The sequence below is a fragment of the Streptomyces sp. NPDC102467 genome, assembly GCF_044765445.1.
In the GTDB taxonomy this organism is placed as follows: Bacteria; Actinomycetota; Actinomycetes; order Streptomycetales; family Streptomycetaceae; genus Streptomyces.
In genome coordinates this window covers 142,817-165,299 of record NZ_JBIWKA010000009.1, presented here as the reverse complement: position 1 = coordinate 165,299, position 22,483 = coordinate 142,817, and the positions used below count along the sequence as shown (strand labels likewise).

The window sequence follows — 22,483 nt, the reverse complement described above, 5'->3', positions numbered from 1 at the left end:
CTACGCGGGCACGCTGGCGACCCCGGCCTCCAGGAACCGCTTGCCGGTGACCCGCTCCGAGACACCTTCACGGTCCAGGTACGGCGTGATCCCGCCGAGGTGGAAGGGCCAGCCGGCGCCCGTGATGAGGCACAGGTCGATGTCCTGGGCCTCGGCGACGACACCCTCGTCGAGCATGAGCCCGATCTCCTGGGCGACGGCGTCGAGCACGCGGTCGCGGACCTGCTCCTCCGTCAGGACGACATCGCCCTGCTTGAGGAGCGCGGCGACCTCCGGGTCGAGCTCCGGCTTGAAGCCGTTCTCGGCGGAGTACACGTAGAAGCCGCGCTTGCCCGCCTTCACGACGGCCGCGAGGTTCGGGGACACGGTGAAGCGCTCCGGGAAGGCGCGGTTCAGGGTCTCCGAGACGTGCAGACCGATGGCCGGACCGACGAGCTCGAGAAGCACCAGCGGCGACATCGGCAGGCCCAGCGGCTCGACCGCCTTCTCGGCGACCTCGACGGGGGTGCCCTCGTCGATGACGTTCTGGATCTCGCCCATGAAGCGGGTGAGGATGCGGTTCACGACGAACGCCGGGGCGTCCTTCACAAGCACAGCCGTCTTCTTCAGCTTCTTGGCGACGCCGAACGCCGTGGCGAGCGCCGCGTCGTCGGTCCGCTCGCCGCGCACGATCTCCAGGAGCGGCAGGATCGCGACCGGGTTGAAGAAGTGGAAGCCGACGACCCGCTCGGGGTGCTTCAGCTTCGACGCCATCTCGGAGACCGACAGCGAGGAGGTGTTGGTGGCGAGGATCGCGTGCGCCGGGGCGACCGCCTCGACCTCCGCGAACACCTGCTGCTTGACGCCGATCTCCTCGAAGACGGCCTCGATGATGAAGTCCGCGTCGGAGAAGCCCTCCGCCTTGTCGAGGACGCCGGAGACGAGCCCCTTCAGGCGGTTGGCCTTGTCCTGGTTGACGCGGCCCTTGCCGAGCAGCTTGTCGATCTCGGCGTGGACGTAGCCCACACCCTTGTCGACGCGCTCCTGGTCGATGTCGGTGAGGACGACCGGGACCTCCAGGCGGCGCAGGAACAGCAGCGCGAGCTGCGAGGCCATCAGGCCCGCACCCACGACGCCGACCTTCGTCACCGGACGCGCCAGGCTCTTGTCCGGGGCGCCGGCGGGACGCTTGGCGCGCTTCTGCACCAGGTTGAACGCGTAGATGCCGGACCGCAGTTCGCCACCCATGATCAGGTCCGCGAGGGCCTTGTCCTCGGCGTCGAACCCGGCCTGCAGGTCACCGCTCTTCGCGGCGGCGATGATGTCGAGCGCGCGGTACGCGGCCGGGGCCGCCCCGTGCACCTTGCCGTCGGCGATGGACTTGCCGCGCGCGACGGCCTGGTCCCAGGCCTCGCCGCGGTCGACGTCCGGACGCTCGACCTTGACGTCGCCCTTGAGGACGTTCGCGGTCCAGATCAGCGACTGCTCCAGGAAGTCCGCACCCTCGAACAGGGCGTCCGCGATGCCGAGTTCGAAGACCTGCTTGCCCTTGAGCTGCTTGTTCTGGTTGAGCGAGTTCTCGATGATCACCGAGACGGCCTTGTCGGCGCCGATCAGGTTCGGCAGCAGCGCGCAGCCACCCCAGCCCGGGACCAGACCGAGGAAGACCTCGGGCAGCGAGAAGGCGGGGAGCGCCTTCGACACGGTGCGGTACGAGCAGTGCAGACCGACCTCGACGCCACCGCCCATGGCGGCACCGTTGTAGTACGCGAACGTCGGCACGGCCAGGCCCGCGAGGCGCTTGAAGACCTCGTGGCCTCCCTTGCCGATGGCCAGCGCGTCGTCGTGGTTCTTCAGCAGCTCGACGCCCTTGAGGTCGGCGCCGACCGCGAAGATGAACGGCTTGCCGGTGACCCCGACACCGACGATGTCGCCGTCGGCCGCCTCCTTCTCGACCTGGTCGATGGCGACGTTCAGGTTCGCCAGCGAGCCCGGCCCGAAGGTGGTCGGCTTGGTGTGGTCGAAGCCGTTGTCCAGCGTGATCAGCGCGAACCGGCCGGCCCCGTACGGCAGATCGAGGTGCCGTACGTGCGCGGAGGTGACGACCTCGCCGGGGAACAGCTCGGCCGCGCCCTTCAGGAGCTCAGCGGTGGTGGTGCTCACTTGTCGCCTCCGGCGTCCTTGTGGTGCGGGTTCTCCCAGATCACCGTGGCGCCCATGCCGAAGCCGACGCACATGGTGGTGAGGCCGTAACGGACCTCGGGCTGCTCCTCGAACTGACGGGCCAGCTGCGTCATCAGACGCACACCCGAGGAGGCCAGCGGGTGGCCGTACGCGATGGCGCCGCCGTACTGATTGACGCGCGCGTCGTCGTCGGCGATGCCGTAGTGCTCCAGGAAGGCGAGCACCTGGACCGCGAAGGCCTCATTGATCTCGAAGAGGTTGATGTCCTCGATGGACAGGCCCGCCTTGGCGAGCGCCTTCTCGGTGGCCGGGATCGGGCCGTAGCCCATCACCTCGGGCTCGACGCCCGCGAAGGCGTACGACACGAGACGCATCTTGACCGGGAGGTCGTTCTCCCGGGCGAACTCCTCGGAGGCGATGATCGAGGCGGTTGCGCCGTCGTTCAGACCGGCCGCGTTGCCCGCGGTGACGCGGCCGTGCGTACGGAACGGCGTCTTGAGGCCCGCGAGGTTCTCCAGGGTCGTCCCCGGGCGCATCGGCTCGTCGGCGGTGACCAGACCCCAGCCGGTCTCGCCCACCTCGGCGTTGGTGTTGCGCACCGAGATCGGGACGAGGTCCTGCTGGATCTTCCCGTTCGCGTAGGCCTTCGCGGCCTTCTCCTGCGAGCGCACGGCGTACTCGTCGGCGCGCTGCTTGGTGATGCTCGGGTAGCGGTCGTGCAGGTTCTCGGCGGTCATGCCCATGAACAGGGCGGACTCGTCGACCAGCTTCTCGCTGACGAACCGCGGGTTCGGGTCGACGCCCTCACCCATGGGGTGGCGGCCCATGTGCTCGACACCACCGGCGATGACGGCGTCGTACGCGCCGAACGCGACGGAGCCGGCGGCGGTCGTGACGGCCGTGAGCGCACCGGCGCACATACGGTCGATGGAGTAGCCCGGGACCGACTGCGGCAGCCCGGCGAGGATGCCCGCCGTGCGGCCGAGGGTCAGGCCCTGGTCGCCGATCTGGGTGGTCGCGGCGATGGCGACCTCGTCGATCGCGGCCGGGTCCAGGTTCGGGTTGCGGCGCAGCAGCTCCCTGATGGCCTTCACCACGAGGTCGTCGGCCCGGGTCTCGTGGTAGATGCCCTTCGGGCCCGCCTTGCCGAACGGGGTGCGGACGCCGTCGACGAAGACGACGTCCCTGACGGTACGAGGCACGATGGCTCTCCTCCAAGATGCGGGACGGCACTGCCACGGCGCGCGGCTGAGCGCGCGCTCATGCCCTCATGCTACTTGCGGGTAACCATGCTGCCCAGCCCCCTCGCCCCAAGCGGCGAACGTCACACTTGCGCTGCCGCTGGGGGGCGGGTCATTTGGTGCGGGGTGCGTCGTGCCCCGGGAGGTTGTGGGGCCGCCGCGGGCCGGCGGGACTTCTCACGCAGTTCCCCGCGCCCCTAGGTGGTTCTTCGTCCGCGGGCCGGTGGGGGCTGGTCGCGCAGTTCCCCGCGCCCCTGGAGGTGCGCACTGCGTGCGCTACCTCCAGGGGAAGGCGCGGCGAAGCCGCAAGCCTTCAGGGGCGCGGGGAACTGCGCGAGAAGTCCCCACGGGGCCGCACCCGGCAACGAGTCAGCGGGACGCCAGCGCCGCGACCAGCACGGGAGTGACCTGCTCCACCTGCCAGCGCCGCGCCCCGTGCGAGGAAAGCGCGGCACCCACCGACTCCGCGTCCACAACCGACGGCGGCTCCCAGCACACGCGTCGCACCGTGTCCGGCGTGATCAGGTTCTCCTGCGGCATGTTCAGCGCTTCGGCCAGCGTCGACACCGCCGCGCGCGCCGCGGAGAGCCGGGCCGCCGCGGCCGGGTCCTTGTCCGCCCAGGCGCGGGGCGGCGGCGGCCCGGCCATCTGCTGTCCGGGCTGCGGCAGCTCCGCGTCGGGGAGCTCCTTGGCCCGGTCCACGGCGGCCTGCCACTGCTCCAGCTGACGCCGGCCCATGCGGTGCCCGAAACCGGGCAGTCCGGAGAGCGTGTGCACGTTGGGCGGCAGGGCGAGGGCGGCCTCGACGATCGCCGTGTCACCCAGCACCTTGCCCGGTGACACGTCACGGCGCTGCGCGACCCGGTCCCGCGCGGTCCACAGCTCGCGGACGACAGCCATCTGCCGGCGCCGGCGCACCTTGTGCATGCCGGACGTCCGCCGCCACGGGTCCTTGCGCGGCGGCGCGGGCGGCGCCGACGCGATCGCGTCGAACTCCTGGTGGGCCCAGTCGAGCTTGCCCTGCCGGTCGAGCTCCTTCTCCAGGGCGTCCCGCAGATCGACGAGCAGCTCGACGTCGAGGGCCGCGTAGCGCAGCCAGGGCTCGGGCAGCGGCCGCGTCGACCAGTCGACCGCCGAGTGCCCCTTCTCCAGTACGTAGCCCAGAACGTTCTCGACCATCGCGCCGAGTCCCACGCGCGGGAACCCGGCGAGCCGGCCGGCCAGCTCGGTGTCGAAGAGCTCGGAGGGCACCATGCCTATTTCGCGCAGACACGGCAGATCCTGAGTGGCGGCGTGCAGCACCCACTCGGCGTCCTCGATGGCCGCGCCGAAGCCGGACAGGTCGGGGCAGGCGACGGGGTCGATGAGCGCGCTGCCCGCACCTTCGCGGCGCAGCTGCACCAGATAGGCGCGCTGTCCGTAGCGGTAACCGGAGGCTCGCTCGGCGTCGACGGCGACAGGTCCGGTGCCCGCGGCGAAGGCCGCGACCACCTGCGCGAGCGCGGCCTCGTCGGCGATCACCGGCGGAATGCCCTCGCGCGGTTCCAACAGGGGGATCGGCGCCGTTTCGACGTCGTCCGGAGGGGCGCCTCCGGTGGTGCGCAGTGAACTGTCTGCTGCGGTCTCTTGGGCGTCGGTCACCTGTCAAGAGTATCTGTGAACGCACGGCGCCCGTCGACGGAACGTTCCGTCGACGGGCGCTGAAGGTACGTAAACCGGAAAGATCCGGCCAGACGGCGATCAGTCGGTTCAGTGAATGATTCCGGTGCGCAGGGCGACCGCCACCATTCCGGCCCGGTCGCCCGTGCCGAGCTTGCGCGCGATCCGGGCGAGGTGGCTCTTGACGGTCAGTGCGGAGAGGCCCATCGAGACGCCGATGGCCTTGTTCGACTGGCCTTCGGCGACGAGGCGGAGCACCTCCACCTCGCGTCCGGACAGTTCGCGGTAGCCGCCCGGGTGGCTCGGGGCGCCCGGGGGACGGCGGTGCATACGGGCGGCCGCGGATCCGATCGGTGCGGCGCCGGGGCGGTTGGGGAGTCCTACGTTCGTACGGGTGCCGGTGACGACATAGCCCTTGACGCCGCCCGCGAGGGCGTTGCGCACGGCACCGATGTCGTCGGCGGCGGAGAGGGCCAGCCCGTTGGGCCAGCCCGCGGCTCGGGTTTCGGAGAGGAGCGTCAGGCCGGATCCGTCGGGGAGGTGGACGTCGGCTACGCAGATGTCGCGGGGGTTGCCGATGCGGGGACGAGCCTCCGCGACGGACGAGGCCTCGATCACGTCACGCACACCGAGCGCCCACAGATGGCGGGTCACGGTGGAACGTACGCGGGGGTCGGCCACGACCACCATCGCGGTCGGCTTGTTCGGGCGGTAGGCGACCAGGCTTGAGGGCTGCTCGAGGAGAACGGACACCAGGCCTCCTGGGGTGGGGACGGAGCCGGCTCGGGGGTGCGGCGGGAAACGAACCGTGCTTTCAAGGTCACAGAGGTCTTCGGCAGCAAACCCGCCCGCCTTTAGAGAAAGATCACGATTTGGTGAGTAACAATTCGTGCAATTCGGACAGAGTATCGATCATCCGAAGACCGAACCGAATCGAAGGGGACGCACAACGAGGTTCGGCCGCGTCGGGGCACTCGCCGACGCGGCCGAAAACAGCCCCTATAAAGAGGCCTTATTGGAAGGAGATTCAGGAGGGCTGGGGGCCGCGGCGCTGTGGCAGCGTGACCACCGCGCTGTCCGGGCCGTTCGGGCCGTTCGAATCCGTCACCACCGGCGGCAGGCCCCCGACCTGGCACAGCAGCTCGCACCACGCGGCGAGATGCGCGGCCGTGTCGGGCACGCCGCCCGGGCCCTCGCGCGGCGTCCAGGACGCGCGGATCTCGATCTGTGAGGCAGGAGGCCGGTCGCCGATCCCTCCGAAATAGTGCGAACTGGCGCGGGTGACCGTGCCGGACGGCTCCCCGTACGCGAGGCCGCGGGCCGCCAGCGAACCCGTCAGCCACGACCAGCAGACGTCGGGGAGCATCGGGTCGGCGGCCATCTCGGCCTCCAGTTCCGCGCGCACCAGCGTCACCAGGCGGAACGTGCCGTGCCACGCCTCGTGCCCGGCCGGATCGTGCAGCAGCACGAGGCGGCCGTCGGCCAGCACGTCGTCGTCATCGTTGTCGGCGGCGTCGGCGGCCGCGTCGACGACCGTGGCCTCCAGCGCGTAGGAGAAGGGAGCCAGGCGCTGTGGCGGGCGCGTGGGGTCGATCTCGATCTCCGGGCGCAGCCGCGCGGACCGCAGGGCGTCGACCGCCGAGCGGAAGGCCTGGGGAGTCGACGGAGCCGTGTCGTCCTCTTGTGCAGCGTTCATGTCCCGAGCGTTCTGCCCCTCCCGCACCGATTCACTCATCCCGTCCGAGTCGCCAGAGTCTTCCGGGCTGTCGGACCGTTGTCCCTGAGCCGCAGCCATGCCGGGAAGGTTAAGGGGAACGAGCGCCGTGCGCAGGTAGGGACACCCGTCGCCGACGCCGTTCTCCCGACACTTGGGGGCCGTGCGAGACTTTCCGGCGTGAGTGCCAACACCGAGGCCACGGGCCAGCAGCAGTCAGCGACGAACGACGCCGTCAAGGATTCCGCCTTCCTCAAGGCGTGCAGGCGCGAGCCCGTGCCGCACACGCCGGTGTGGTTCATGCGCCAGGCGGGGCGCTCGCTGCCCGAGTACCACAAGGTGCGCGAAGGCATCCCGATGCTGGAGTCGTGCATGCGGCCCGAGCTGGTCGCCGAGATCACGATGCAGCCGGTCCGCCGGCACCACGTCGACGCGGCGGTCTACTTCAGCGACATCGTCGTGCCGCTCAAGGCCATCGGCATCGACCTCGACATCAAGCCCGGTGTCGGCCCCGTCATCGCCAACCCGATCCGCACCCGTGCCGACCTCGCGCAGCTGCGCGACCTGACCCCGGAAGACGTCTGGTACGTCACCGAGGCCATGGGCCTGCTGACCGCGGAGCTCGGCGGGACGCCGCTCATCGGCTTCGCGGGCGCGCCCTTCACCCTCGCCAGCTACCTCGTCGAGGGCGGCCCGTCGCGCAACCACGAGCACACCAAGGCGCTCATGTACGGCGACCCGCAGCTCTGGGCCGACCTGCTCGACCGCCTCGCCGAGATCACCTCCACCTTCCTGAAGGTGCAGATCGAGGCGGGCGCGAGCGCCGTGCAGCTCTTCGACTCGTGGGTCGGCGCACTCGCCCCTGCGGACTACCGGCGCTCGGTCCTGCCCGCATCGCAGAAGGTCCTCCGTGCCGTCGAGCCGTACGGCGTCCCGCGCATCCACTTCGGTGTCGGCACCGGTGAGCTGCTCGGCCTCATGGGCGAGGCCGGCGCGGACGTCGTCGGCGTCGACTGGCGGGTGCCGCTCGACGAGGCCGCGCGTCGCGTCGGGCCCGGCAAGGCGCTGCAGGGCAACTTCGACCCCGCCATTCTCTTCTCCACTCGGGAAGCGGTCGAGGAGAAGGCGCGCGAGGTGCTCGACGCCGCCGCCGGCCTGGAGGGCCACGTCTTCAACCTCGGGCACGGCGTGCCGCCGAACACCGACCCGGACGCGCTGACCCGCCTCGTGGGGTACGTCCACACGCAGACCGCGCGCTGACCCCGCGCACGGGCCCCGGCCGCTCAGCCGGCCGGGTCCCAGCGCAGTTCCCGGTCCTCGACGCCGTGGACGCCGTCCGCCGACCACAGCGCGGCCAGTGAGGCGTGCAGGGTGTGCCCCGGAGCCCAGCCCAGCTCCCGCCGCGCGGCGGTGATCCGGGCGCACTGCCAGGGCACCTCGGGGGAGCGGCCGACCGCGCCGAGATTCTCGATCACTTTGCCGCGGAAGCCGGACGCGCGCACCAGGCCGTGCACCAGGTCGCGCAGCGGGACGGCGTGGCCGCTGCCGATGTTCAGCAGCGGCGGCAGCGGGCGCGGCGCGGTGAGGGCCATGGCGGCGGCGGTCGCCACATCGCGTACGTCGACGAAGTCGCGGTGCGCCGACAGGTCGCCGACCTGGACCGTACCGGCCGGATCGTGGCGCGTGGCGGCCCGGAGTTCGGCGGTGAGGCGGCCCGGCAGGCCCGCGCTGGGCGCGCCGGGGCCGACCGGGTCGGTCACGCGCAGCACGACCGAGTCGAGCCCGGAACCGGTGACCGCGAGGGTGCCGGCGAGCTTGCTCGCGCCGTACGCGGAGACGGGCCGGGCGGGTGCGTCCTCCGCGGTCTGCTCGCCGAGGATCGTCGGCCCGTACTCGGCGACGGAGCCGAGGTGGACCAGGCGCGCGGTAGGCGCCGCGCTGTGCAGTGCTTCGCACAGGACGGCCGGGCCACGGGAGTTGGCCTCGACGAGGGTGAGGGCGCTGCCGCCGACGGCTCCGACGCAGTTGACGACGGCGTCGGGCGAGGCGAGCTCGACGAGACCCGCGAGGGCGCCCGGCTGGACCGTCGCGAGATCGAAGCGCAGGTCGTCGTCGGGGTGACGGCCGCCGGTGAGCAGCCGCACGCCCGGCAGGGCGCGCAGCCGTCCCGCGATGTGTCCGCCCAGGTATCCGTTGGCGCCGAGAACGAGAATGCGCACGGCCCCCTCACGCTCCCTTCGGGAGCAGCGAACGGTGCAGGGCGGACGCGGCGCGGGCCCGGCCGTGGTCGACAAGAGGTGCCGTGGTCATGGGTGCTCCCGGGAATTGGTCTTGTGGTGGTGCGGGAGTGGGCGAGGTCATGGCCCGGCGAGCGATGTGATCAGGCGTGGGCGGTGGCACTGCCCAGGTGACGGACGGCGACGGCCGCGTCCGGTCGACATCCGGCAGGGAACGCGGCACAAACGGTGGTGCGGGCACGGCGGGGCTCCGCGTTCGCCGTCCCCTCCCGTCGGGCACGCGACGGCCCCCACCGTCGTGTGCCCGCCCCCCCCCAGCGGCGCGACCCCGCTTCACGGTGCGTGGCCGTGCCGCTCTGACGCGTCACATAGTGCGTCCCGCTCACGTGTTGTGGGCGGGTTCCGCGAAACGTGGCGGAAAGTTGCCGACAGCCCGTGAACGGTGCGACGGGTGGTACTCAGGGGCGTGAAGTGCGTGCTGGTGTGCACGCCTGCGCGCTCATCCGGCCGCGCGGACCGCCGCCACCGCTTTGCGCGCCGCTACCAGCACCGGATCCCACACCGGTGAGAACGGCGGGGCGTACCCCAGATCCAGCGCCGTCATCTGCTCCACCGTCATCCCCGCCGTCAGCGCGACCGCCGCCACGTCGACCCGCTTCGCGGCGCCCTCGCGGCCCACGATCTGCACCCCGAGCAGCTTTCCGGTGCGCCGCTCGGCGAGCATCTTCACCGTCATGAGCGCCGCGTCCGGGTAGTAGCCCGCCCGGCTCGTCGACTCGATGGTCACCGTCACGAACTGCAGCCCGGCGCGGCGCGCGTCCTTCTCGCGCAGCCCCGTGCGCGCGATCTCCAGCTCGCACACCTTGCTCACCGCGGTCCCCACGACACCGGGGAAGGTCGCGTAACCCCCGCCCACGTTCGACCCGATGACCTGCCCGTGCTTGTTCGCGTGCGTGCCGAGCGCGATGTGCCGCTCGCGCCCCGCCACCAGGTCGAGGACCTCGACGCAGTCGCCGCCTGCCCAGATGTCCTCGTGGCCGCGCACCCGCATCGCCAGGTCCGTGAGGAGCCCGCCGTGTTCTCCCAGGGGCAGTCCGGCGTCCCGGGCGAGCGAGGTCTCCGGCCGCACGCCGATGCCCAACACCACGACGTCCGCGGGGTATTCGGCGTCCTCGGTCGCCACGGCCCGCACCCGGCCGTCGTCCCCCGTGCGGATCTTCGTCACCCCGGCGTCGTCGACCATGGTGATGCCCATGCCCGTCATCGCCTCGTGCACCAGGCGGCCCATGTCCGGGTCGAGCGTCGACATCGGCTCGGCCCCGCGGTTGACGACCGTCACCTCGTACCCGCGGTGGAGCAGCGCCTCGGCCATCTCCACGCCGATGTACCCGGCGCCCACCACGACCGCCCTGCGGCCCCCGGTCGCCCGCAGGGTGTCGAGCAGCGCCTGCCCGTCGCCGAGCGTCTGCACGCCGTGCACCCCGGCCGCGTCCATTCCGGGCAGGTCGGGCCGGACCGGGCGCGCCCCCGTCGCGATCACGAGCTTGTCGTACCCGACCCAGGACTCGTCTCCGCCGTCCAGCTCACGCGCCCGCACCCGCCGCCTGCCGACATCGATCGCCACGACTTCGGTACGCATCCGCAGGTCGATGTCGCGCGCCCGGTGCTCCTTTGGCGAGCGCGCGACCAGTTGGTCCCGCTCATCGACCAGGCCGCCCACCCAGTACGGGATGCCGCACGCGGAGAACGACGTGAAGTCCCCGCGCTCGAAGGCCACGATCTCCAGCTCGTCGGGGCCGCGCAGCCGACGCGCCTGCGACGCGGCGGACATGCCCGCCGCGTCACCACCGATGATCACAAGCCGCTCACGCGCAGGGTTCTCAGTGCTCATGCGCCACACGCTACGTCGGCTGCCCGGGGCGGTCCTGCCCGTCGCCGCGCCGAGGCCGCCGGGGCCGGACGAAGCGCAGCCACAGGAACAACAGCAGCCCCGCCACCGCGGCGAACGGCAGGACCGCGGCGAGTGCCATCGCCACCCACTTCAGCGCCGTCACGAAAGCGGCCCAGCCGCCCGACAACGCGTCGAGGAAGCCCGGATCGTCGTCACCGCTCCCGGCCTTGGCAGGGGTTTCGGACAATTTCAGGGTGATCGTCGCGAGCGTCGTCCGGTCCTTCAGCGACGCCTGCTGCGCGAGCAGCGCCTCCAACTCCGACTGGCGGCTGCTCAACTCCCCTTCCAGCGTCACCACATCGCTCAACTTCGTGGCCCGGTCCATGAGTTCACGGACCCGCGCCACGCTCGCACGCATCGACGCGATGCGGCTGTCCACGTCGACGACCTGATCGGTGACGTCCTTCGCGGTCGCGTTCAGCTCCAATACGCGCCCTGCGCCCGCTAGTTGGTCGAGTACGTCCTCGTACGCCCCTTGCGGTACGCGCAGTGTGACGCGCGACCGCTCGCGACCGTGGCCGTCGCGGTCCGTCGTCTCGTTCCCGACGAGGCCGCCCGCGTCCTCGGCAGCGGTGCGTGCCCTGCTCAGGGCGGCCGGCACGTCCTTGACCCGGACGGAGAGGGTGGCCGTGCGGATGATGTGGACGCCCGTGAGCTTCGGCGGCTTCTTGGCACCCGATGCCGCGCCGCCGCCTCGGCCGCTGTCGGCGGCCGCGCCCGCGTCCGGCCCGGCTTTGGCACCCGCGGCGCTCTTGTTGTCGCCGTCCCCGCTGTCGTTCGCGCCCGAGCAGCCCGCGAGGGCGAGTGCCGCGGTGAGCAGCAGCGCGGCCAGGGCCCGCGCGGGCCGTGGGCGCGGACGTGTCGTACGGGACGTGTGCATGGTCGTACCCCCGGGGGACGTGACGGTGATCGGACGCCTCCTTCGACGCGCCACTGGGCCGTCCGGTGGTTGCCGGAGGGTCCCGAACCGGTCACGGTCCGGACTCGGCAGAGGCGACGGCGGCGTTCTGAGAGAGTGGGGGCATGCGCGAAACGGACACAGGTACGGGAACGGGACGGGGCCGGAAAGTCCTCGTCATCGGCGGCGGCATCGCGGGCCTCGCGGCAGCGCACAGATTGCTGGACGACTCCGCGGACGACCCGGTCGAGGTGACCGTCCTGGAGGCGTCCCCCCGGCTCGGCGGCAAGCTGCACGCGGGCCGGATCGCCGGTGCGCGCGTCGACCTCGGCGCCGAGTCGATGCTGGCGCGCCGCCCCGAGGCGGTGGGCCTGGCCCGCGAGGTCGGCCTGGCGGACCGGCTGCAGCCGCCCTCCACGGCGACCGCCGCGATCTGGACCCGCGACACGCTGCGCCCCATGCCCAAGGGCCACGTGATGGGTGTCCCCGGCAGCGCCGAAGCGCTCGCCGGGATCCTCTCCGAAGAGGGGCTGCGGCGCATCGCGCAGGACGCCGACCTGCCCCCCACGAAACTCGGCGACGACGTCGCCGTCGGCGAGTACGTCGCGGCCCGCCTCGGCCGCGAGGTCGTCGACCGCCTCGTCGAACCGCTGCTCGGCGGTGTCTACGCCGGCGACGCCTACCGCATCTCCATGCGCAGCGCGGTCCCCAACCTCTTCGAGGAGGCCCGCCGCCACCCCACCCTGATGGCCGCGGTGCGCGCGATCCAGGCCCGCACCGCGGAGAACCAGCAGCCGGGCCCGGTGTTCATGGGCATCGAGGGCGGCGTCGGCACCCTGCCCGACGCGGTCGCGGACGCCGTGCGCAAGAAGGGCGGCGAGATTCTGACGGGGGTGCGCGTGACGTCCCTGCGCGCCCACAGCAGCCTCGTCGAGCAGCGACCGCGCCGCGGCACGCGCCCCGCCACGAAGAACGAGCGCACCGCCACGCGCCGCGGGCCCCGCTGGCGTGTGGTCACCGAACAGAGCCGCACCTTCGAGGCGGACCAGGTGATCATCGCGCTGCCCGCTCCCGCCGCGGCGAGCATGCTGCGCACCGCGTCCCCGATGGCCTCACAGGAACTGCGCGGCATCGAATACGCCTCGATGGCCCTGATCACGATGGCGTTCCGGCGCAGCGAGACCCGCTTCCCCGAGGGCAGCGGCTTCCTGGTCCCGCCCGTCGACGGCCACACCATCAAGGCCGCCACGTTCGCCTCGCACAAGTGGGGCTGGATCGGCGCCGAGAACCCGGACCTCTTCGTCGTACGCACCTCCGTCGGCCGCTACGGCGACGACAAGGACCTCTCCCGCGCCGACGCCGACCTGGTCGACGCCTCCCGTCGCGACCTGGGCGCGGCCACCGGCCTGACGGCGGCCCCGGTCGCGGCCCTCGTCACGCGCTGGCAGGACGGCCTGCCGCAGTACCCCGTCGGCCACGCGGACCGCGTCGCCCGGATCCGTGCGCACATCGGGCAGCTCCAGGGCCTCGCCGTGTGCGGAGCCGCGTACGACGGCGTCGGCATCCCCGCGTGCATCGCGGGCGCGTACGCCGCCGTCGACGAGCTGCGCGGCGACACCGGCGCCCGCGACGACCTGAAGGCGAACCCGGTGCAGAGCCTGCACGGCGGCGCAGGAGAATAAGGGCATGAGCGACGACACCCCTACCACCGACCCGGCGCGGATCCCGAACAAGGGCAAGCTGGCCAAGGACCTCAACGAGGCCATCCGCTACACCCTCTGGTCGGTCTTCAAGCTGAAGGACGTACTGCCGGAGAACCGCGCCGGCTTCGCGGACGAGGTCCAGGAGCTGTTCGACCAGCTCGCCGCCAAGGACGTCACGGTGCGCGGCACGTACGACGTGTCCGGGCTGCGCGCCGACGCCGACCTCATGATCTGGTGGCACGCCGAGACCTCCGACGAGCTGCAGGAGGCGTACAACCTCTTCCGCCGTACGAAGCTGGGCCGCGCCCTCGAGCCGGTGTGGTCGAACATGGCGCTGCACCGCCCCGCCGAGTTCAACCGCTCGCACATCCCGGCGTTCCTGGCCGACGAGACGCCCCGCAACTACGTCTCCGTCTACCCCTTCGTGCGCTCCTACGACTGGTACCTGCTGCCCGACGACGAGCGCCGCACGATGCTCGCCGACCACGGCAAGATGGCCCGCGGTTTCGCGGACGTGCGCGCCAACACGGTCGCCTCGTTCTCGCTCGGCGACTACGAGTGGATCCTCGCCTTCGAGGCGGACGAGCTGTACCGGATCGTCGACCTGATGCGTCATCTGCGTGCGTCCGAGGCGCGCCGGCACGTCCGTGAAGAGGTGCCGTTCTACACGGGTCGCCGCAAGAGCGTGGCCGAGCTGGTGGCGGGGCTCGCCTAGTTCCTCCAGCCCCCTGGAGCGGGCGTCACGGGGCTCTGCCCCGGACCCCGCTCCTCAAGCGCCGGAGGGGCTTATTTGCCCCCGAGCGGCGCAGGCTCAGGATGTGGAGCACAAGCCGCGCCGCCCGGCCCAGGCACCATCCCGTCCAGCAGATACGCGTCCAGGTGCCTGTTCACACACGCGTTGGCGCCTCCGGCGATACCGTGCGTCCCCGCCCCCCGCTCCGTCACGAGCACCGACCCGGCGACCCGCCGGTTCAGCTCGCGCGCGCCCGCGTACGGCGTCGCCGCGTCCCGCTCGGCGGCCAGGATCAGGGTGGGCGGCAGCGCCCCGGGTGCGGTCCGCACGTCGACCGGCTGCTGTCGCGGCGCGGACCAGTACGCGCACGGCAGGTTCGTCCATGTGTTGTCCCACGTCTCGAACGGCGCGGTGCGCGCGAGCCGCGTGCTGTCGCGGTCCCAGGTACGGAAGTCCGTCGGCCAGGGCGCGTCGTTGCACTCGATCGCCGTGTAAACGGCGCCGCTGTTCTCGTTCTCCACGGCGGCCCGCGGGCTCGGCGCGGCCTGGTTGATCAGCGGCTTCGGGTCGCCCTTCACATACGCGGAGAGGGCCACGGCCCGCATCGGCCAGTAGTCGTCGTAGTACCCGACCTGGAGGTACGCGGACTGCAGCTGCCCGGGGCCGACCTTGCCGCCGGCCGGCTTGTGCGCCAGCTCGGCCCGCACCCGCTCGTAGGACGTCAGCACCTTCTCGGGCGTCGAGCCCAGGTGGTACGTGTCGTCGTGCTTGGCGACCCACGCCCGGAAGTCGGCCCAGCGGCGCTCGAACGCGGCCGACTGCTCCAGGTTGGTGGAGTACCAGATGCGGTGCGGGTCCGGATCGACCGCCGAGTCGAAGACCAGGCGCCGCACGTGCGAGGGGAACAACTGCGCGTAGACGGCCCCGATGTACGTCCCGTACGAGCCGCCCAGGTACGTCAGCCGCTGCTCGCCGAGCGCGGCCCGCAGCACGTCCAGGTCCCGGACGTTGTTCAGGGTCGTGTAGTGCCGCAGGCCCGGGTTCCTCGTCGCGCAGCCGCGCGCGTACGCCTGCGCCCGCGCGATCCGTTCCCTCTTGTACGACTCCGAGGGGTGCGTCGGCGCCTGCGTGGGCCCCTTCGCGAGCCGCTTCGGGTCCTTGCAGGACAGCGGCGCCGACCGGCCCACGCCGCGCGGCGCGTACCCCACGAGGTCGTACGCGGCGCTGATGCGCTTCCACTCGGGCACCACGCCGACCAGCGGGAAGTACATGCCGTTGCCGCCGGGGCCGCCCGGGTTGAAGACGAGCGCGCCCTGCCGCGCGGCCTTCTTCCCGCCCTTCTTCCCGGTCGCCTTGACGCGGCTGACGGTCAGCTTGATCTGTTTGCCGTCCGGATGCGCGTAGTCCAGCGGGACGGACACGGTGGCGCAGGTGACCGGGGCGGGCAGGTCCTCCACGGCCGGGCACCTGGTGAAGCGGAGGCCCGCGGCGGCGGCGCGCTGCCCGGCGACAGCGGTACCCAGCGTTTCGGTACCCACCGTCTCCGGGGAGCCGGGCGCGACGGGGTGGGCGCTCGCGCTGCCCGCCGGGGCGCTCACGAGGGCCGAGAGGATCAGTGATCCCGCGGCGGCGTAGAGGGCGGATGCTGCTCTCATCGCTTGGATGCATCCCTTTCGTCGAGCTCCCGAACCGCTGCGGCTCGCGGACGAAGGCCAGAAGTCATAAGTAAAAGGGATACTTGGGGCGGTCGTTGAAGATGTAAAGCACCTGGTCGCCGTGTCGGATCAATGACTCCGATGCGCCGCCCGGGTGATTCTCATGTCCTGGGGCGGGACGCCGCAGGCGGCAGGGTCAGTGTCGGCGTCGGGGTGACCGGAGTCGCCGAGTCCGGGGATGTGGTCGGTCCCGGCGGGGCGGGGGAGCGGGTCGCGGGCGGCGGGCTCGCCGTGGCCGCGTTCCGGGCCAGCGCGTCGAAGTCGACGAGGCCGGTGGCCTCCAGGACCTTGATGTGGTCGAGGACGGTGGTGTTGGCGTCGTCCGCGAGGTCCCGCACGAGCGAGTTGCGGGTCGAGGCGCGTACCTGGGCCACCAGCGCGAACACCTGGCCGTGCGCGCGGCGCAGGATGTTGGCGAACGCGCGCTGGTAGTCGTCGCCTTTCGCGGCGGTCAACGTCCGCAGCCAGCCCTGCTGTTGGGGGTTCGGCTGGTTCGGCAGCTCCAGGTTCAGCTGGGCCGCGACCTCGCGCACCCGGGCGTCCAGGAACGTGTGCCCCTCGACGAGATGCTTGCCCGCCGTCTCGACGGCCTTGCTGGGCGCCCGCTCCTCGGCCTGCTGGCCTGCAGGCATCTCCCACAGTCCGGCGAGCCGCACCTTCGTGATGAAGAGACGGTCGGTGGCCGACAGCGGGCCGAATCTGGTCGGCACGGTCTGGGTGTTGAGCGTGTCCAGGCCGGTGCCCGAGCGGTCGGCGTACGACCAGACAGGAAAGACGAGCGCGGCGATCGTCGCCACGATCCCGGTGACGATGAGCGCGGCGCCGGTGACACGGATGCCGCCGGACGGTTCGGTGGACGAGAGCAGTCGCATGGTGCCTCCTGGTGCGGCACCGCACGCTAGTGCGCCCTGGGCACGGAGTGCCGGGCATCAGCCACGACTACGTCAACGGCCCTACAGGGCGCGGGGGTTGTGCGGCCCGCGCGCCCCGCACGGGACAGTACGGGTCGAGCCCGGCGGCGGTCAGCCGCGGCGCAGAGCGAACCGCGCGGCCCGCAGCGCCCGCGCCATCGGGCGCCCCGCCAGCGGCGAGGGCCCCGAACGGTCCAGCCACCAGTCGGTCAGCCGCTTGCGCGCGAACGGTTCGTCGACACGCTGCCCGATCAGCAGGCTCTCGGCGAAGTCGAGCGCGTCGCGCCGGTAGCCGTCGGTCATGGGCCGCCGCCGGGCGTACTCCAGAAACGCCGTGCGGTACGCGCTCCGGCCCAGGATCTCCGGCAGTTCGGGGGCCACCTTGGCGACGACGTCGGCCCGCTTGGCAACCAGGGCCTGGCTCTGCACGGCGAGCCGCGCGTCGTCGAAGCCTTCCGGGGCGGGAGCGCCCGCGACGAGGGAGGAGAGCAGGGCGGCCTGGGCGAGCGCGACCCGTTCGCGTACCGATTCCTTGACAGGCTTGTCCCGCAGCGGAGTTGACGGTGCGGCGGAAGGTGCCGCGGGTGTGGCGGCGGCCGCCACGGTCTCCCGGATCTTCGCCACCTCCCGCTCCAACGCCGTCTCGTCGTAGGGGAAGTTCTCGTCCCGCTCCAGCAGCACGCCCGGCGGCGTCACCCGCGACGCCAGATCGGCCAGGATGCCGAAGACGGGCGGCGGCACCGGATGGGCGTGGCTGTCGTGCCAGACACCGTCCCGCTTGAAGCCGCCCGCGACATGGACGTACGCGATGGACTCGACCGGCAGCTCGTCCAGCGCCTCGGCAGGATCCTCGCCGCGGTTCACGTAGTTGGTGTACAGGTTCGCCACGTCGATCAGCAGCCGCACGCCGGTGCGTTCCACGAGCTCGTACAGGAACTGGCCCTCGGTCATCTCCTCGCCCGGCCAGCCGAACAGTGCCGCGATGTTCTCCACGGCCAGCGGCACGGGCAGCGCGTCCTGCGCGATCCGGACGTTCTCGCACAGCACGTCGAGCGCGTCGCGGGTGCGCGCCACGGGCAGCAGGTGCCCCGCCTCCAGGAGCGGCGACGCCGTGCGCTCACCGCCCGCCCGTACGAACGCGATGTGCTCGGTGACCAGCGGCGAACCCAGTGCCTGGGCGCGCGCGGCGAGGTCCGCGAGCCGGTGCTCGTCCGGCCGCTCCGCTCCGCCGAGGCCGAGCGAGACGCCGTGCGGCACGACGGTGACGCCCCGCTCGCGGAGTCGCAGCAGGGAGTCGGGCAGATGGCCCGGGCAGAGGTTCTCGGCGACGGCCTCGACCCAGTCGATGCCGGGCATGGCCTCGATGATGTCGGCGATCTCCGGTCGCCAGCCGATCCCGGTGCCCAGACGTGTGTGCTGTTGCATGGCGGTCCCCCTCCTCTGCCCCTGCCGTGACGGTGCGCTGCGGCGTGCTGTTGTCATCACCCCGGGGGACCCGGGTGAACCCAGGAGGCAGGACGTTCAGAGCAACATTTGAGGTTTCCCGTCCGGCCATCGGCCGGGAGCGAGTGTGAGGGTGTGGCCGCCGCCGGTGGCTGAGCCGGCATCGGCGGCGGCCTGTAAGCACGGGAGCGCGCGTCTCCCCCCTGCGCGGTTCTCGTGCTCACCGTCCTCACCGCCCCTGAGGCGTGCGGGAGTTCGCCCCGCAGGGTTCGGAGGACGAGGCCGGGGCGAGCGTCGGCGTGAACGACCCGGCCGCATGGGGTGCTGTGCGGGCCCGGGGTCCAGGGGGGCGGAAGGCGGTCGGCTCACCGATGTGCCGGAGGCGACCCGTCCGAGTGTGAATACTCGGACGCGTCGATGCTAGGCCGCCGGGCGCCCGGCCGCCAGGGTACGAACCCCCGCAATTCGGACCCGCGCGCCGACCCGGGCGGACGCCGGATGACCGAGTGGCGGGCGGGACGAACGGTGCCGCCGGTTCCCGGTCTCCCGCCGGTCCGGTGCGCGGGTGCGGCGGCTCAGCGCCGGCCGAGCCCCGACAGCAGTCCGCCCTCGCGCGCCCCTTCGGCCACCACCGTGCACGACCCCGGCGCGATCTCCGTGAACCCCGCGTCCCGCACCACCGGCAGCCCCGCCCGCGTCAGCGGCTCCCAGCGGGACCGGTCGGCCGTCCGCACCGACAGCGGGAAGCCCGCCTCGCGCCACTCCTTGCGGTCGGCGTCGGACAGCTCCCACCAGGCCAGCTGGGCCCCGTGGCCGGCCTGCGCCATGGCCTTGCCCGCCGTCATGTCGAGGTCGGGGTTGAGCCACAGCACCGGCGCGGCGGGGTCCGGGGCGGGCGGCGGCTCGGGGTCGTCCAGGTCCGTGCCGGACACCTGGAGCTTCGCCAGGTCCTTGGGCCAGCCGTCGAGCGGGACCGGCGGGAAGACCCGCACCTCGGCGCCGCCGGGACCGGTGACCGTGATGCCGTCGAGGGTCTCCGCGCGGCGCCACTCCGCGCCCCGCGCCCGCCGCACCACCTTGCGGATCCGGGCGTCCTGCCAGTCCCGCATCACCGCCGCCCACGCGCCGTCGCCGACGGACCGCTCGTCGCCGAGGATCACCAGCACCGCGCGCGCCGCCGTCTCCAGGGCGTCCGTGCGGGCCGGCGGGGCGGCGCGCTCGATGCGCACCACCAGCGGCAGCACGAACTGCGGAGCCTCGTCGCGCGCGGTGCGCTCGTCGCGGAACGGGCTGTCGGGTGCCTGGGGCGTGCTGGTGTCGTTGCTGATGTCATCGCTGGTCACGCCCTCCAGTCTGCCAGCAGCCCGCGCACCCCCCGCCCCGTGCGCCGCAGGCGTACGCCAAGATGACCGGATGCGCCCCGACCCGCCCACAGGACACCTCTCCCTTCGCAACGTCGGCCGCCGCTACGGACTGGGTGGGCCCTGGGTGCTGCGCCGCGTGGACCTCGACGTGCCCGCGGGCGCCCTGGTCCGCGTGCAGGGCGCCAACGGCACCGGCAAGTCGACGCTGCTCAGGCTCGCCGCCGGGATCGACGCGCCCAGCGAGGGCCGGGTCGCCGGCCGCCCGCGCACCGCCTATGTCCCCGAACGCTTCCCGGCCGCCCTGCCGTTCACCGCGCTCGGCTATCTCACGCATCTGGGCCGCGTGCACGGTCTCGTACGGGCCGCGGCCGAGCGGAGTGCGGGGGCGTGGCTGGAGCGGTTCGGCGCCGCCGGGCACGCGCGCACCCCGCTGGCCGAGCTGTCCAAGGGCAGCAGCCAGAAGGTCGCCGTCGCCCAAGCCCTGCTCGCCGCACCGGAGTTGCTCGTCCTCGACGAGGCGTGGACCGGGCTCGACGCCGCGGCCCGCGACGAACTGGACCGCGCCGTCGCCGAGCGCACCGCGGCCGGTGGCGCCGTACTCTTCGTCGACCACGACCCGGCCCGCCTCGCGGACGCCCCCGACGCCACATACCTCATCGAGGGGTCAAGTCTCAGCAGAATCAAGGACTTTGATGCCCCGTCAGTATCTATGCAGCCATCCGTCGCCGTCACCGCCACGGGGGCGGCGGCCGACCCCGACCTCCCCCACCCGCACACCCTGACCCGGCTCGACGCCCGCACCGTACGCGTCACCGTGCCGGCCAGCCACTCCGACACCGTTCTCCGTACGCTGCTGAACGCGCGGCCGCCCTGGCACGTCGTCGCCGTCCATGCCGAGCCCGCACCTTCGGAGGGCCGATGACCACCGCCCTGCTCACCTACCAGTCGGCGCTGCTGCTGCGCTCGCAGCGCTGGGTCGCGCCGGTCGTGCTGTACGCGGCGTTCCTCGGGATCGGGGTGCAGACGGGGCAGCCCGTGCTCGACTCCCTCGGATACGCGGCCGCGGCGCTGCTGCCCGTGAGCGCCTGGCTGGTGCGGATCTGCGTCTCCAACGAGCCGCCCGCCGCCCGCAGTTGTACCGCGGCGGCGACCGCACCCTGGCGCGCGCACCTGGCGAGCCTGGTCACGGCCCTTCTGACGGCGACGGTGCTCGGCGCGGCGGCGACGGTCGTCGTGGCGCTCATCAGCGACGGCGCGAGCACCGACCACAAGGTCGAGGTGCCGGTGCCGCCCGCGGCCGGAGCCGGCCTGCTCGCCATGCTGGTGTGCGCCCTGACCGGCGTCGCCATGGGCGCCGTCACGGCCTGGCCGGTGGTACGCGGCCCAGGGCTCGGCGTGGCCGGCATGCTGCTCTGCGCGCTGCTCGCCCTGGTCGCGCCCGGCTCCCCGGCGCGCTCGGCTGTGACGGACCTGATCACGGGCTCGCAGGACGGCCGGGTGCCGGCCCCGCTGCTCCCGCTCGCCGCGGCCGCCGTGCTGGCCGCCGCCTGCGCGACAGCGGCCTGCGCCTTGTCGTCCCGCCGCTGAGCCTCAGCAGCACCGGGCGAAGACAGGTCCTAGCCGGAGCAGGCCGTGCGCTGCGCCTCCTGCCACTCGCACACCGGGCACAGGGTCGCGCCCTTGGTGGACTCCGGATACTCGGTGGGCTCGCGGCACAGCACGCACTCGGCGACCTGGACGTCCTCAGCGTTGTCCGTCATGCCTCTCAGCGTACGGTCACGCCTTCCGGGCCGCCCCGAGCAGCTCCGAGACCCGTACGAACCGGTAGCCCTTCGCGCGCAGCGCCGGCACCACGGCCCGCACCACCCGTTCCGTCGTCGGCGCCGCGCTGCGGGTGCAGTGCATGACGACGACCGACCCCGGCCGCACGCCGTCGAGCACCTGCCGTGTCACCGCGTCCGCGTCCGTCGCGAACGCGTCGCCGCTCACCACGTCCCACTGCACGGCGGTGACGCCGGTCGGGGTGAGGGCCCGGAGCGCCGCCTGGTCGTAGCAGCCGCCGGGGAAGCGGAAGTACGGCACCACGTGGGCGACCCCGGCCTTGCGGAACGCCGTGAACGCCCGCTCGACGTCCGCGCGCATCCGCCCGGCCGGCACCGTGGGCAGGCCGTAACAGTCGCCGGTGAAGGCGTAGTGGCTGTACGAGTGGTTGGCGACCTCGAAGAGCGGGTCGCCGCCGATGTCCCTCGCCTCTGCCGGGTACTGATCGGCCCAGCGCCCGGTCATGAAGACCGTGGCCGGAACCTTCAGTCTGCGCAGCGTGGCGACGAGCCGGGGGTTGTCGAAGTGCTCGCCCGAGGCGGCGCGCGGACCCTGGTCGGCGGTCATATCGGCGTCGAAGGTGAGCGCGACCGTGCGGTTCTTCGACTTCAGGGCGCTTTTGAAGACGGGAGTGAGGCCGGCGGGACCCGGGGCGAGGGTCGGCGGCTCGGTCGGCGCCACGGCCGAGGAGCTCGCGGCGGGCGGGCCGGTCCGCCCCGGGTGCGAGGGCTCGGTGCCGCCGGAACAGGCGGCGGCACCGAGGGCGAGGGCGCCGAGGGCGCAGGTCAGTGCGGTACGACGGAGGGGGCTGATCACGCGGCGACGATAACTCCGCAAATGGGATTATCTGCGTAAATAAGGCGCCCGCCTCGCGTCGCGACACCCTCCGCTCCCCGAACGGCTCAAAGGGGACTCGAAGGGAACCCGGAG

19 protein-coding genes are annotated in these 22,483 nt (G+C 72.5%); 5 read left to right on the top strand and 14 right to left on the bottom strand.

Annotated elements, in window-relative coordinates:
- The 5 genes from ACIREE_RS20300 to ACIREE_RS20280 all read right to left on the bottom strand — a co-directional run bounded on the left by ACIREE_RS20300 (nt 1) and on the right by ACIREE_RS20280 (nt 6,858).
- Entirely contained in the window at nt 1–2,142 is a 2,142-nt protein-coding gene (locus ACIREE_RS20300) for a 3-hydroxyacyl-CoA dehydrogenase NAD-binding domain-containing protein (RefSeq protein WP_404153689.1), read from the bottom strand.
- Complete coding sequence (locus ACIREE_RS20295; RefSeq protein WP_404153688.1) at nt 2,139–3,365, bottom strand: thiolase family protein; 1,227 nt, start codon at nt 3,363–3,365, stop codon at nt 2,139–2,141. The genes ACIREE_RS20300 and ACIREE_RS20295 overlap by 4 nt, the downstream gene beginning before the upstream one ends.
- 408 nt (nt 3,366–3,773) lie before the next feature.
- Nucleotides 3,774–5,045 carry an HRDC domain-containing protein gene (locus ACIREE_RS20290; protein ID WP_404153686.1) on the bottom strand — a complete coding sequence of 424 codons (1,272 nt, stop codon included), beginning with the start codon at nt 5,043–5,045 and terminating at the stop codon, nt 3,774–3,776.
- Between the two features lie 108 nt (nt 5,046–5,153).
- Nucleotides 5,154–5,816: a response regulator transcription factor gene (locus ACIREE_RS20285; RefSeq protein WP_324773580.1), complete on the bottom strand. Its 663-nt coding sequence runs from the start codon at nt 5,814–5,816 to the stop codon at nt 5,154–5,156.
- Between the two features lie 274 nt (nt 5,817–6,090).
- Nucleotides 6,091–6,858: a DUF3000 domain-containing protein gene (locus ACIREE_RS20280; protein ID WP_404153683.1), complete on the bottom strand. Its 768-nt coding sequence runs from the start codon at nt 6,856–6,858 to the stop codon at nt 6,091–6,093.
- A gap of 99 nt (nt 6,859–6,957) precedes the next feature.
- On the opposite strand from ACIREE_RS20280, the gene hemE reads away from it, so the two are divergent.
- On the top strand, nt 6,958–8,037 hold the full coding sequence (gene hemE / locus ACIREE_RS20275; protein ID WP_404153680.1) for a uroporphyrinogen decarboxylase: 1,080 nt from the start codon (nt 6,958–6,960) through the stop codon (nt 8,035–8,037).
- A gap of 23 nt (nt 8,038–8,060) precedes the next feature.
- Here hemE and ACIREE_RS20270 read toward each other — a convergent pair whose 3' ends face one another.
- The 3 genes from ACIREE_RS20270 to ACIREE_RS20260 form a co-directional block, all read right to left on the bottom strand.
- On the bottom strand, nt 8,061–8,996 hold the full coding sequence (locus ACIREE_RS20270; RefSeq protein ID WP_404153677.1) for an NAD-dependent epimerase/dehydratase family protein: 936 nt from the start codon (nt 8,994–8,996) through the stop codon (nt 8,061–8,063).
- Between the two features lie 517 nt (nt 8,997–9,513).
- The gene (locus tag ACIREE_RS20265; protein WP_404153674.1) at nt 9,514–10,905 is read right to left on the bottom strand and encodes an FAD-dependent oxidoreductase; all 1,392 of its coding nucleotides are present in this window, start codon (nt 10,903–10,905) and stop codon (nt 9,514–9,516) included.
- A 10-nt stretch (nt 10,906–10,915) separates the two neighbouring features.
- Nucleotides 10,916–11,845, bottom strand: coding sequence for a DUF4349 domain-containing protein (locus ACIREE_RS20260; RefSeq protein WP_404153672.1), 930 nt, complete (start codon nt 11,843–11,845; stop codon nt 10,916–10,918).
- A 143-nt stretch (nt 11,846–11,988) separates the two neighbouring features.
- Between ACIREE_RS20260 and hemG the strand changes: the two genes are divergently transcribed.
- Together hemG and hemQ are read left to right on the top strand one after the other, a co-directional pair.
- Entirely contained in the window at nt 11,989–13,545 is a 1,557-nt protein-coding gene (gene hemG, locus ACIREE_RS20255) for a protoporphyrinogen oxidase (protein WP_404153669.1), read from the top strand.
- 4 nt (nt 13,546–13,549) lie between these two features.
- Nucleotides 13,550–14,281, top strand: a complete 732-nt coding sequence (hemQ, locus tag ACIREE_RS20250) for a hydrogen peroxide-dependent heme synthase (protein ID WP_404153666.1) — start codon at nt 13,550–13,552, stop codon at nt 14,279–14,281.
- 71 nt (nt 14,282–14,352) lie between these two features.
- On the opposite strand, the gene ACIREE_RS20245 is transcribed toward hemQ, so the two are convergent.
- From ACIREE_RS20245 to ACIREE_RS20230, 4 genes are all read right to left on the bottom strand, one after another.
- Complete coding sequence (locus ACIREE_RS20245; RefSeq protein WP_404153664.1) at nt 14,353–15,954, bottom strand: alpha/beta hydrolase; 1,602 nt, start codon at nt 15,952–15,954, stop codon at nt 14,353–14,355.
- Between the two features lie 161 nt (nt 15,955–16,115).
- Nucleotides 16,116–16,886, bottom strand: a complete 771-nt coding sequence (locus tag ACIREE_RS20240; RefSeq protein WP_404153661.1) for a DUF4142 domain-containing protein — start codon at nt 16,884–16,886, stop codon at nt 16,116–16,118.
- A 150-nt stretch (nt 16,887–17,036) separates the two neighbouring features.
- The gene (locus ACIREE_RS20235; protein ID WP_404153658.1) at nt 17,037–18,350 is read right to left on the bottom strand and encodes a DUF692 domain-containing protein; all 1,314 of its coding nucleotides are present in this window, start codon (nt 18,348–18,350) and stop codon (nt 17,037–17,039) included.
- A gap of 593 nt (nt 18,351–18,943) precedes the next feature.
- Nucleotides 18,944–19,696, bottom strand: coding sequence for an aminoacyl-tRNA hydrolase (locus tag ACIREE_RS20230; protein WP_404154255.1), 753 nt, complete (start codon nt 19,694–19,696; stop codon nt 18,944–18,946).
- 85 nt (nt 19,697–19,781) lie between these two features.
- Between ACIREE_RS20230 and ACIREE_RS20225 the strand changes: the two genes are divergently transcribed.
- The gene (locus ACIREE_RS20225; RefSeq protein ID WP_404153655.1) at nt 19,782–20,654 is read left to right on the top strand and encodes an ATP-binding cassette domain-containing protein; all 873 of its coding nucleotides are present in this window, start codon (nt 19,782–19,784) and stop codon (nt 20,652–20,654) included.
- Nucleotides 20,651–21,319 carry an ABC transporter gene (locus ACIREE_RS20220; RefSeq protein ID WP_404153654.1) on the top strand — a complete coding sequence of 223 codons (669 nt, stop codon included), beginning with the start codon at nt 20,651–20,653 and terminating at the stop codon, nt 21,317–21,319. The genes ACIREE_RS20225 and ACIREE_RS20220 overlap by 4 nt, the downstream gene beginning before the upstream one ends.
- Nucleotides 21,320–21,348: 29 nt before the next feature.
- On the opposite strand, the gene ACIREE_RS20215 is transcribed toward ACIREE_RS20220, so the two are convergent.
- Together ACIREE_RS20215 and ACIREE_RS20210 are read right to left on the bottom strand one after the other, a co-directional pair.
- Nucleotides 21,349–21,492, bottom strand: a complete 144-nt coding sequence (locus ACIREE_RS20215; protein ID WP_404153651.1) for a hypothetical protein — start codon at nt 21,490–21,492, stop codon at nt 21,349–21,351.
- Nucleotides 21,493–21,508: 16 nt separating this feature from the next.
- The gene (locus tag ACIREE_RS20210) at nt 21,509–22,369 is read right to left on the bottom strand and encodes a polysaccharide deacetylase family protein (protein ID WP_404153649.1); all 861 of its coding nucleotides are present in this window, start codon (nt 22,367–22,369) and stop codon (nt 21,509–21,511) included.
- Nucleotides 22,370–22,483 lie beyond the last annotated feature (114 nt).